The sequence below is a fragment of the Rhodococcus sp. T7 genome, from assembly GCF_009872365.1.
GTDB lineage: Bacteria > Actinomycetota > Actinomycetes > Mycobacteriales > Mycobacteriaceae > Rhodococcus_F.
Genome location: NZ_WXYH01000073.1, coordinates 1 through 11,173, shown reverse-complemented (window position 1 = coordinate 11,173; position 11,173 = coordinate 1). Strand labels below are relative to the sequence as shown.

At 69.2% G+C, this 11,173-nt stretch carries 10 protein-coding genes and 1 pseudogene; 10 read left to right on the top strand and 1 reads right to left on the bottom strand.

Annotated elements, in window-relative coordinates; all coding sequences use genetic code 11:
* The 4 genes and pseudogenes from MLGJGCBP_RS09860 to yczE all read left to right on the top strand — a co-directional run.
* A partial coding sequence (locus tag MLGJGCBP_RS09860) for a cytochrome c oxidase subunit I (RefSeq protein WP_201453010.1) occupies positions 1 to 1,011 on the top strand: 1,011 nt, incomplete at its 5' end.
* Between the two features lie 104 nt (positions 1,012 to 1,115).
* A complete protein-coding gene (serB, locus tag MLGJGCBP_RS09855) occupies positions 1,116 to 2,336 on the top strand; it encodes a phosphoserine phosphatase SerB (RefSeq protein ID WP_015890195.1) in 1,221 nt (406 codons plus the stop codon).
* Entirely contained in the window at positions 2,333 to 3,112 is a 780-nt protein-coding gene (locus tag MLGJGCBP_RS09850; RefSeq protein ID WP_160095163.1) for an aminoacyl-tRNA hydrolase, read from the top strand. The genes serB and MLGJGCBP_RS09850 overlap by 4 nt, the downstream gene beginning before the upstream one ends.
* An 82-nt stretch (positions 3,113 to 3,194) precedes the next feature.
* Positions 3,195 to 3,692: pseudogene (yczE, locus tag MLGJGCBP_RS54240) on the top strand (membrane protein YczE); the annotation flags it as partial.
* A gap of 71 nt (positions 3,693 to 3,763) precedes the next feature.
* On the opposite strand, the gene glgX reads toward yczE, so the two are convergent.
* Complete coding sequence (gene glgX, locus MLGJGCBP_RS09845) at positions 3,764 to 5,911, bottom strand: glycogen debranching protein GlgX (protein WP_160095161.1); 2,148 nt, start codon at positions 5,909 to 5,911, stop codon at positions 3,764 to 3,766.
* Positions 5,912 to 5,961: 50 nt separating this feature from the next.
* Here glgX and MLGJGCBP_RS09840 point away from each other — a divergent pair, with 50 nt between their 5' ends.
* The 6 genes from MLGJGCBP_RS09840 to MLGJGCBP_RS09815 all read left to right on the top strand — a co-directional run.
* Positions 5,962 to 6,786, top strand: a complete 825-nt coding sequence (locus tag MLGJGCBP_RS09840; protein ID WP_160095159.1) for an ABC transporter ATP-binding protein — start codon at positions 5,962 to 5,964, stop codon at positions 6,784 to 6,786.
* Positions 6,787 to 6,838: 52 nt separating this feature from the next.
* Positions 6,839 to 7,681, top strand: coding sequence for an NUDIX hydrolase (locus tag MLGJGCBP_RS09835; RefSeq protein WP_160095157.1), 843 nt, complete (start codon positions 6,839 to 6,841; stop codon positions 7,679 to 7,681).
* 57 nt (positions 7,682 to 7,738) lie between these two features.
* A complete protein-coding gene (locus MLGJGCBP_RS09830; RefSeq protein WP_160095155.1) occupies positions 7,739 to 8,518 on the top strand; it encodes an enoyl-CoA hydratase/isomerase family protein in 780 nt (259 codons plus the stop codon).
* Between the two features lie 55 nt (positions 8,519 to 8,573).
* Complete coding sequence (locus MLGJGCBP_RS09825) at positions 8,574 to 9,545, top strand: class I SAM-dependent methyltransferase (RefSeq protein WP_160095153.1); 972 nt, start codon at positions 8,574 to 8,576, stop codon at positions 9,543 to 9,545.
* Position 9,546: 1 nt separating this feature from the next.
* The gene (locus MLGJGCBP_RS09820) at positions 9,547 to 10,704 is read left to right on the top strand and encodes a THUMP-like domain-containing protein (RefSeq protein WP_160095151.1); all 1,158 of its coding nucleotides are present in this window, start codon (positions 9,547 to 9,549) and stop codon (positions 10,702 to 10,704) included.
* A gap of 88 nt (positions 10,705 to 10,792) precedes the next feature.
* On the top strand, positions 10,793 to 11,173 hold a 381-nt coding region (locus MLGJGCBP_RS09815; protein ID WP_201453011.1), incomplete at its 3' end, for a transposase.

The following is an 11,173-nucleotide window of genomic DNA, read 5'->3' as shown; positions in this document are numbered from 1 at the left end:
TGGTTCTTCGGTCACCCCGAGGTGTACATCATCGCGCTGCCGTTCTTCGGCATCGTCTCGGAGATCTTCCCGGTCTTCAGCCGTAAGCCCGTGTTCGGTTACAGCGGCCTGGTCTACGCGACGCTGGCGATCGCCGCGCTCTCCATCGCGGTGTGGGCGCACCACATGTACGCCACCGGCGCCGTACTGCTCCCGTACTTCTCGTTCATGACGTTCCTGATCGCCGTCCCGACGGGTGTGAAGATCTTCAACTGGATCGGCACCATGTGGAAGGGTCAGTTGACGTTCGAGTCGCCGATGCTGTTCTCGATCGGCTTCCTCATCACGTTCCTCTTCGGTGGTCTGTCGGGCGTCATCCTCGCGAGCCCGCCGCTGGACTTCCACGTCACGGACACCTACTTCGTGGTCGCCCACTTCCACTACGTGGTCTTCGGCACCGTCGTGTTCGCCACCTACGCGGGCATCTACTTCTGGTTCCCGAAGATGACCGGTCGCATGATGGACGAGCGTCTCGGCAAGTGGCACTTCTGGACCACGTTCATCGGCTTCCACGGCACGTTCCTCGTCCAGCACTGGCTGGGTAACGAAGGTATGCCGCGTCGCTACGCCGACTACCTGCCCTCGGACGGGTTCACGTTCCTGAACTCCTTCTCGACGATCTTCGCGTTCGTCCTCGGTGCCTCGACGCTGCCGTTCATCTGGAACGTCTTCAAGAGCTACCGGTACGGCGAGGTCGTCACCGTCGACGACCCGTGGGGTTACGGCAACTCGCTCGAGTGGGCCACCAGTTGCCCGCCGCCGCGGCACAACTTCACGGAGCTGCCGCGCATCCGCTCCGAGCGCCCCGCGTTCGAGCTGCACTACCCGCACATGGTCGAGCGGATGAAGGCCGAGGCGCACGTCGGACCGGGTCACGGTGGCAAGCACGCCAGCACCGTGCTCGAGAAGGAACGGCACGAGCCGCTGACCGTCGGCGACGAAGGCGACCCCGGAACCGACACCGGTCGCTGACACAGCACGTTTCGGAAAGGCCCCGCCCCAGCAACGGGCGGGGCCTTTCACTTGGCACAATGGTGCCGGACAAGCCGCGCGAGCAACATGATCGGAGTACATCGGTGGGTGCAGCTGACACCACTGTCCTGGTGACCGTGACGGGCCCCGACCGACCCGGCGTCACCTCGGTGCTCTTCGGGTCGCTCTCCCGCCACGACGTGAGCCTTCTCGACGTGGAGCAGGTGGTGATTCGTGGGCGACTGACCCTCGGTGTCCTCGTGGCGTGCCCCGAGAACGGGGAAGCGCTGCAGGAGGAACTCGAAGAGGCGATGGCCACCGTCGGGATGTCGGTGGACGTCGAGATCGGTGCGGATCCCGGCAGGCAGTCACTCTCCACCCATGCTGTGGTGGTCCTCGGTAGCCCGGTGTCGGCTCGCGCGCTGCGTTCGGTGGCCCGGGAGATGGCGACCCTCGGGGTCAACATCGACTCGATCCGCGGGGTCGCCGACTACCCGGTGACGGGACTCGAACTCCTGGTGTCCGCTCCCGGCACGGCAGAGGCGGACAAGAGCCTGCGCACTGTGCTGGCCGAGGTGGCCGTGCGGGAGAACGTCGACATCGCGGTCGAACGCGGGGGACTGGCCCGCCGCGCCAAGCGGCTCATCGTGTTCGATGTCGACTCGACGCTCGTCCAGGGTGAGGTCATCGAGATGCTCGCCGCCCGGGCCGGAGTGGAGGACGAGGTGCGCGCCGTCACCGAGTCGGCGATGCGCGGCGAGATCGACTTCACCGAATCCCTGCACCAGCGCGTCGCGACCCTCGCCGGCCTCGACGCGTCCGTGATCGACGACGTCGCGGACGGGCTCGAGCTGACACCGGGCGCCCGCACCACCATCCGGACGCTCCGCAGGCTCGGCTTCCACTGCGGTGTGGTGTCCGGCGGTTTCCGGCAGGTCATCGAGGGCCTCGCCCACGAACTGGAACTCGACTTCGTGCAGGCCAACACGCTCGAGATCGTGGACGGCAAACTCACCGGCCGCGTGATCGGCGACATCGTCGACCGGGCCGCGAAGGCAACCGCGCTGCGCAAGTTCGCCGGTCAGGTCGGCGTCCCGATGGAACAGACGGTGGCGGTCGGCGACGGCGCCAACGACATCGACATGCTCAACGCGGCCGGCCTGGGAATCGCGTTCAACGCCAAGCCCGCGCTGCGGGAGGTCGCGGACACCGCCCTGTCGCACCCGTTCCTCGACGCCGTGCTGTTCATCCTCGGGGTCACCCGCGACGAGGTCGAGGCCGCCGACGCGGTGGACGGCGTGGTGCGACGAGTCCCGCTGCCGTGACGGAATCGTGCCGCGACGCGGTCACCGGGGACGCCGGTGCCGATGCCGGGTGGGCGGAGCGTCACGCCGTCCTCGCGGCCGGATACGGCGGTCGGCCGGATCCGGACGACCCGGCTCAGGTCCTCGCCATGCCGATCGTGCTGCACATCCCGAAGGCCGACCCTCCGCCGCGCAGTGCGCTGCTGGAGGCCGCCGCGACCGCGACGGTGGCATTGTGCCTCGACCCGCGCGTCGGCACCGACGAGACGGGTGCGCCCGGACCGTGGCAGGCGAACTACCTCGCGTGGGTGGGGTCCCGGATCCGCAAGGTGTCGCGGCGGGCGCGGGGAGCAGGCTGGCGGGCGGCGCAGGAGGTCGACGGGATCACCGTCGACGTCGACGGTGCGCAGGCCCGCGCGCTGGTGCCGGTCGCCGTGGGCGCGCTCGATCCGCGCATCAGGAAGTTGCAGATCGGCGGCACCGACCTCGACCACGACGATCCGGGGGAGATCCCGGACGGCGTTCCGGTGCTGTGGATCAACTCCGCCCTGGACATGACGGTCGGGAAGGCGGCGGCGCAGGTCGGCCACGCGTCGATGCTGCTCGCCGGCGCGATGACCACCGAGCAGGCACGCGCCTGGGCGGCCGCCGGCTACCGCTGCGCCGTGCGTGACGCCGACGTCGGGCTGTGGGAGACGCTGACCATCGAGGTGGTGCGGGGCAGGGCGATCGCGGTGCGCGACGCCGGCTTCACCGAGGTGGCACCTGGATCCATGACCGTGATCGCCTGCCCCTGAGAGCCGCGGCCGACGCGTCGACAGTCCAGTAACGCCGCCATGGCTATGTAGTACCGCCCGGGTTCCCGACAGACTGGTGGTCATGCTCGCTCGACGCCTGATCGCACTGTTCGCCGGACTGTGGCTGTACGGCTTCTCGATGGCCATGATGATCACCGCCGGTCTCGGGCTCGACCCGTGGGACGTGTTCCATCAGGGCGTCGCCAGCCGCACTCCCCTCAGTTTCGGTGCCGTGACCGCGTTGACCGGCGTTCTGGTGCTCGCACTCTGGATCCCGATCCGCCAGAAACCGGGTTTCGGCACGGTCGCCAACGTGGTGGTCATCGCCGTCTCGGTGGACACGTCGCTGGCGTTGCTCGAACCCGCCGACTCCCTCGTCGTGCGGATCGCGGTGATGCTCGGTGGTGTCGTCCTCAACGCACTCGCCACCGTGCTGTACATCGGTGCGGGAATGGGCCCGGGCCCGCGGGACGGCCTCATGACCGGTCTGGTCGCGCGGACCGGGCTGTCGGTGCGGGTGATCCGCACGTCGATCGAGGTGACCGTGCTGGCCTCCGGCTGGCTGCTCGGCGGCACCGTCGGGGTGGGCACCGTGGTCTACGCTCTGGGCATCGGCCCGCTCATCCAGCTGATGATGCGCTTCGGCGGCATCTACCCGACCGCGCGGAAGACGAGCAGTGCCGGCCCGGACACGGCGATCGTGGAGTCACCGGAGATCGGACCGCCCGGTGCCGGCGCGCCGTCCGGTGAGGTCGAGTCGAACTCGGCGAGCACCGTCCCGTAGAACCACTCGGGGCACCCCAGGGTGATCACGGCAGGCCCGCCCGAGTGGAACACGAGTAGCCAGCTGTCGTCGGCGAGCTGGTGCCCGTCCTCGGTGTGCGAGCGGATGTCCGAACCGTCGATCCACGCCTGCAAGGTGCGCCGGGAGTCGTCGTACCACGCCGAATCGTCCATCTCGGCGCCGTCCGCGCCGAACCACACGAGGTCGGGATGGCCGGTGGGTGTGCGCCTGCCCTCGAAGAATTCCGGCTGACGCAGGGCGGGGGAGGCGCGCCGGAGGTCGAGGGCGCGGGTGACGAATGCGACGAGCCCAGGGTCCCCGGCGTTCCAGTCGAGGGGCCAGGAATCTTCACGCGGGGTGCCTTCGGGGACGCAGTACGCGTTGTTGTTGCCGCTCAGGGTGTGACCGAATTCGTCGCCGGCGGTGAACATCGGTGTGCCGGTGGACAGTGCGAGGGTAGCGAGCAGCGCGCGGACGTGCCGGGACCGCGCCTCGGTGACCGCCGGGTCGCCCGTGGGACCTTCGACGCCGTGGTCGACGGAGTCGTTGTGATCGGCGCCGTCCCGGTTGTCCTCGCCGTTGGCCTCGTTGCGTTTGCGGGTGTACGCCACGAGGTCCGCGGCGGTGAACCCGTCGTGGGCCGTGACGAAATTGACGGAAGCCCAGGGGCGCCGGGTGCCGAACACGTCCTCCGAGCCCGCCACCCGGGAAGCGAGTTCGCGCACCCCGGTGTGGCCGTTCCAGAACCGCCGAACGGTGTTGCGGTACTTGTCGTTCCACTCGGACCACTGGGAGCCGAAATGCCCGACCCGGTATCCGTCGGGGGTGGCGTCCCACGGTTCGGCGATCAGTTTGCAGCGCGTGAGGACGGGATCCGCGGTGATCGCGGAGAAGATCGAAGCGCGGGAATCGAATCGGCCGCCGCCGGGCCGGCCGAGCGCGGACGCGAGGTCGAACCGGAAGCCGTCGACGCCCATCTCGTGCGCCCAGTACCGCAGGCTGTCGCCGATCATCCGGACGACGACGGGCGACTGCGCGTCGACGGTGTTCCCGCAACCGGTGAGATCGATGTCGCGCCCCTCGGAGTCGAGGAGGTAGTAGCCGGGGGCGTCGAGGCCGCGCCAGCTGAGGCTGATGCCGTCCACGCTCTGCTCGCAGGTGTGGTTGTAGACCACGTCGAGGACGACCTCGATCCCCGCGGCGTGCAGCGCGTCGACCATGGTGTGGAACTCGGTGATCTCCTCGCCGGGCACGACCGCGTAGCCGGGGTGCGGGGCGAAGAACGCGGCGGTGGAGTATCCCCAGTGGTTGCGCATGCCCCGGGCGCGCACGGTGGCCTCGGAGACGTACGCCTGCACCGGGAGCAGTTCGACCGCGGTCACCCCGAGGCGCACGAGATGACCGACGACGGCCGGTTCGGCCAGGCCCAGATACGTTCCGCGGTACCGCGGCGGCACGTCGGGGTGCCGCGCGGTGAACGACCCCACGTGGAGTTCGTAGACAACGGTTTCCTCCCACGGCCTTTCGATCCGCGGTCCGCTCGTGCGGGCGTGATCGGCCGTCACCACCGACAGCGGGGTGTGGCCCAGGCTGTCGATGCGCGACGGGCCGCCGAACGGGTCGCCGTCGTGGGAGAGCAGCGCCTCGTGGTCGCCGAGTTCGCCGGTGATGCCTTTGGCCCACGGATCCAGCAGCAGTTTGGCGGGGTTGAGGCGCACGCCGTGCGCGGGATCCCAGCGACCGTGCACGCGGTAGCCGTAGCGCTGCCCCGCGCCGACACCCTCGACGACGCCGTGCCAGATGCCGTACGTCCGCTGGACCAAGTCGATCCGGGTCTCGTCGCCCTCCTCGGAAATCAGGCACACCTGTACCAGTTCGGCGTCGGGGGCGTGAACCGCGAACTGCGTTCCGGTGCCACGCACTTGCGCTCCCAGGGGAAACGGCGACCCGGGCAGCCGCAGACTCGGCGGGAGGGAGGACATCTCGCCGGGGTGCGGATCGATGTGAGGCGACACGCAACTGATCCTGCCGTGAATGCCCGGAAGATGTGCGGGAAGATGGGTCCGTGCATGAACCTGATCCTGATCTCCTCATCGAATTCGACGACGTTCTCCTCCGCCGCGGGGGCAACACTCTGGTGGGCCCGGTCACCTGGAAGGTGGAACTCGACGAACGGTGGGTCGTCCTCGGACCGAACGGGGCAGGGAAGACGTCGTTGCTCCGCATCGCGGCCGCCGAACTGCATCCCACGAGCGGAAGCGCCTACCTTCTCGGCGAGCGGCTCGGTCGCGTCGACATCAACGAACTCCGGCCGCGGATCGGACTGTCCTCCTCGGCGCTCGCCAACCGGGTGCCGTCCGAGGAGGTCGTGAGCGATCTCGTCGTCTCCGCCGGCTACGCGGTGCTCGGGCGGTGGCGTGAGCGTTACGACGACATGGACACCGACCGTGCCGTCGAGATGCTCGAGAGCCTCGGCGCCGAACACCTCGCCAAGCGCACCTACGGCACGCTGTCCGAGGGCGAGCGCAAGCGCGTCCTCATCGCCCGTGCGCTGATGACCGACCCGGAACTGCTGCTGCTCGACGAGCCCGCCGCCGGTCTGGACCTCGGTGGGCGCGAGGAACTCGTCGCGCGTCTCACCGACTTGGCCGCCGACCCCGACGCCCCCGCGACGGTCCTCATCACCCACCACGTCGAGGAGATCCCGCCGGGATTCACCCACGCCATGCTCCTCAAGGAGGGCGAGGTGGTCTCGCAGGGGCTGCTGGACCAGGTCATCACGGCCGAGAACCTCAGCGAGGCGTTCAGCCAGTCCATCAGCCTGGACAAGGTGGACGGCCGGTTCTTCGCGCGGCGGACCCGCGTCCCCGGCGCGCACCGGCGGGGCTGAGGACCGGGGACCGACTGCGACGCGCGTCACCCGGCGGCGTAGGTTCCGAGGCATGGTCTCGAAGCAAGAGCAGACGCCCCGCGACAGTACCGACGTGGCGCCCAAGGACGCGTCCACCGTCATCCTCATCCGTGACGTCGCGGCAGGTGCCGCGGCGTCCGGCATCGAGGTGTTCCTCCTCCGCCGGGTGAAGGGGATGGCGTTCGCCGGCGGAATGACCGTGTTCCCCGGCGGCGGCGTCGACCCGTCGGACGCCGAGGCCGAGGTCGACTGGGCGGGACCGTCCGTCGACTGGTGGGCCGGGCGGTTCTCCACCGACGCGGCGCGCGCGAAGGCGCTCGTGTGCGCGGCGGTGCGCGAGACGTTCGAGGAATGCGGTGTGCTCCTCGCGGGACCGAGCGCGGACACGGTCGTGGCGGACACGTCGCGGTACGCGCAGGCACGTACCCAACTCGAGACGCGCGAACTGTCGTTCAGCGACTTCCTGAAACGCGAGAACCTCGTCCTGCGGGCCGATCTGCTGCGGCCCTGGGCCAACTGGATCACGCCGGTCGGCGAGGGCCGCCGCTACGACACGAGGTTCTTCGTGGCCGCCGCACCGCAGGGCCAGATCGCGGACGGTGCGACGTCCGAGGCGGAGGAGGTGCAGTGGCAGAGTCCGGCCGCGGCGCTCGCGCACTGGCAGGGCGGTGGAAGCATTCTGCTGCCGCCGACGTGGAGTCAGCTGACGGCGCTCAGCGCGTTCGGCTCGGTCGTGGACGTGCTGGCCGCGGAGCCGGAGATTCCGGTGATCCTGCCGACGCTGATCACGGACGAGGAGCAGCTCCGCGTCGAGTTCCCGGGACAGGACGGTTACTACGAAGCCGGTCCGCATCCGTGGGCGTCGCGCGGCTGATCGCGATGGGGCGGGCCGCGAAACCGGGTCGGAGCCAGGCAAGTAGCCTTTTGCCTCATGGCTGAGTTTGTCACCCTCGAGGTATCCGAAGGCATCGGCACGATCCGGCTCGCGCGCCCCCCGATGAACGCTCTGAACCGTCAGGTCCAGCAGGAGTTGCGGGCCGCGGCGCGGGCGGCGACCGTCGACTCCGACGTGAAGGCCGTCATCGTCTACGGTGGCGAAAAAGTCTTCGCCGCGGGCGCGGACGTGAAGGAAATGTCCGAGATGGAGTTCGGGCAGATGTCCGACGTGATCGGTGACCTGCAGTCGGATCTCGCGGCGGTCTCCGAGATCCCGAAGCCCACCGTCGCCGCCATCACGGGGTACGCGCTCGGCGGCGGCCTGGAGGTCGCGCTGTCGGCCGATCGGCGCATCGTGGGTGACAACGCCAAGCTCGGCGTGCCGGAGATCCTGCTCGGCATCATTCCCGGAGGCGGTGGCACCCAGCGTCTCGCCCGGCTGATCGGACCGTCCAAGGCCAAGGATCTGCTGTTCACCGGCCGGTTCGTCGACGCCGAGGAGGCCCTGGCGATCGGTCTGGTCGACGAGGTCGTGGCGCCGGACGACGTGTACGAGGCGGCGCGCGCCTGGGCGTCGCAGTTCACGAAGGGGGCGGGCCGCGCACTGGCCGCGGCCAAGGCCGCCGTCGACCGGGGGCTGGACGTCGACCTGGGCACCGGCCTGGCGGTGGAGCGTCAGCTGTTCACCGCGCTGTTCGCCACCCGGGACCGCAAGGTCGGGATGGAGTCGTTCATCGAGAACGGCCCGGGTAAGGCTCAGTTCACGGGCGAGTAGTCTGAAGCCCGAAACTAGAACCTGTTCACTCTTACCAGCGAGTAGGATTTGCCGCATGACTGCAAGCGCCCATGACGACCCAGCTCCTCATCCGCACGCCACCGCCGAAGAGGTCGAGGCTGCGCTGAAGGACACCAAACTGGCCCAGGTGCTCTACCACGACTGGGAAGCCGAGACGTACGACGAGAAGTGGTCGATCTCGTACGACGAGCGGTGCATCGACTACGCGCGCGGACGTTTCGACGCCGTCGCGGGCGATCAGCCCCTGCCCTACGAGCGGGCGCTCGAACTGGGCTGCGGCACCGGATTCTTCCTCCTCAACCTGATGCAGGGCGGAGTCGCGAAGACCGGTTCGGTCACCGACCTCTCGCCCGGCATGGTGAAGGTCGCGCTCCGGAACGCGGAGGGCCTCGGACTGTCCGTCGACGGCCGCGTCGCCGACGCCGAGACCATCCCGTACGAGGACGACACGTTCGACCTCGTCGTGGGACACGCGGTCCTGCACCACATTCCGGACGTCGAACAGTCGCTGCGCGAGGTCCTCCGCGTCCTCAAGCCGGGCGGTCGCTTCGTGTTCGCCGGCGAGCCCACGACGATCGGAAACTTCTACGCCCGCTGGCTCGGGCGCGCGACCTGGGAGGCCACTACCCGGGTCACCCGGTTGCCGTTCCTCGCAGACTGGCGTCGCCCCCAGGCGGAACTGGACGAGTCCTCACGCGCGGCCGCGCTCGAGGCCGTCGTCGACCTCCACACGTTCGATCCGAGCGACCTCGAGAAGATCGCGAAGTCGGCAGGCGCCGAGCAGGTTCACGCGGCCACCGAGGAATTCGCCGCCGCTCTGCTCGGGTGGCCCGTCCGCACGTTCGAGGCCGCGGTGCCCCCGGAGAAGCTGGGCTGGGGCTGGGGACGTTTCGCGTTCACCGGATGGAAGACGCTCAGCTGGGTCGACGAGAAGCTTCTCCGGCACGTCGTGCCGCGCGGATTCTTCTACAACGTCATGATCACCGGCGTGAAGCCCGGCAACTGAATTGGGCTATGCGTTCACTCCCGGGGACGTGGAGTTCCTGCAGAGTGAGGAAGGGGCGGCCGCTCTCGCGGAAGTGGACGCCCTCGCACTGACCGCGTCGACGCGCCTGGCCGACATCGGCCGGGCGCGTACGCGTTTCGGCTCCCACGTGGCGTTGCTGGTGGAGACCGTCCTGCTGCGACGGAAGGCGGCCGCCAAACTACCCGGCACCGAAAACTGGCTCTTCACCGACGACGCACTGCAACAGGCGACCCCACGTGTGGTCGCCACGCACCGGGCGACGCGGCTGACGGACCGGAACGTCCACGACGTCACCTGCTCGATCGGTGCCGAACTCGACGCGGTGGTCGGGACGGCGGCGACCGTGATCGGCAGCGACCTCGACCCCGTCCGGCTCCTGATGGCGCGGCACAATGTTCCCGGCGCGACGGTTCTGCGCGCCGACGCGCTCGTCCCGTGCACCCGCGGCACCGTCGTCCTCGCGGATCCGGCGCGACGGTCCGGCGGCAGGCGCACGCACGACCCCGCCGCGCTGGAGCCGCCGCTGCCCGATCTGATCGACGCGTACCGCGGACGCGATCTGGCCGTGAAATGCGCTCCCGGACTCGATTTCGACCGGCTCGGCTGGGACGGCGAGGTGGAGGTGGTGTCCCTCGACGGCGGTGTGCGCGAGGCCTGCCTGTGGTCGCCGGGACTGTCCGGCGGCGGTGTCACGCGGCGGGCGAGCGTGCTCGGATCCGACGGAACCGTCTGGACGGTCACGGACGCCGAGGACGAGGACATCCCCGAACGCGCGCCGGGGGAATGGATCGTCGACCCGGACGGCGCCGTCGTGCGCGCGGGCCTGGTGCGGCACTACGCCGCCCGGCACGGACTGTGGCAGCTCGACCCCCGGATCGCGTATCTCACCGGCGATTCGGTTCCTGACGGTGTGCGGGGCTTCCGCATTCTCGATCAGGTGAAGTATTCGGAGAAGTCGCTGCGGCAGGAACTGGCCCGGCACGATTGCGGTGTGGCGGAAATCCTGGTGCGCGGCGTCGACGTCGATCCCGCGGTCCTGCGGCCCAAGCTGAAGCTGCGCGGAAGTCGTTCGCTCAGTGTGGTGATCACGCGGATCGGCCGGGCCGGCGTCGCGTTCATCTGCGCTGCGCGCCCGTGAGTACTTGTTAACGTCCGGGGGGCTGTTGCAAAATCCCGGCGGCTGATCAGCGTGTCACGGCGCCCTGGCCTGGGATTTCTTGGATAATGTGTTGGTGGCCAAGGGATATCGTCCGGTAAATCGTGATCAGCAGTTCCTGTTGCCGCCGGACATGCGGGAATGGGTACCGGCCAACCATCCGGTGTGGACGGTGATCGAGATCGTCGACACCCATCTCGACACCTCGGCGTTCCACGCGTCCCGTCGCACCGGCGGTGCGGGCCGGGCCGGGTACGACCCGGACATGCTGGTGACCCTGCTGATCTGGGCGTGGTCGCGGGGGATGCGGTCGTCCCGGCAGATCGAGCGGGCCTGCACCGAGGACGTGGCGTTCCGGGTGATCTGCGCCGGGAACGCCCCCGACCACGTGACGATCTCCCGGTTCCGCAAGGACAACCACACCGCCTGTCAGGACCTGTTCACGCAGGTC

What these genes read in the sequence shown, in the direction of transcription:
- MLGJGCBP_RS09835 (WP_160095157.1), top strand. Translation starts at nt 6,839, where the DNA reads ATGGTCTCGAAGCAAGAGCAGACGCCCCGCGACAGTACCGACGTGGCG.
- MLGJGCBP_RS09830 (WP_160095155.1), top strand. Translation starts at nt 7,739, where the DNA reads ATGGCTGAGTTTGTCACCCTCGAGGTATCCGAAGGCATCGGCACGATC.
- MLGJGCBP_RS09825 (WP_160095153.1), top strand. Translation starts at nt 8,574, where the DNA reads ATGACTGCAAGCGCCCATGACGACCCAGCTCCTCATCCGCACGCCACC.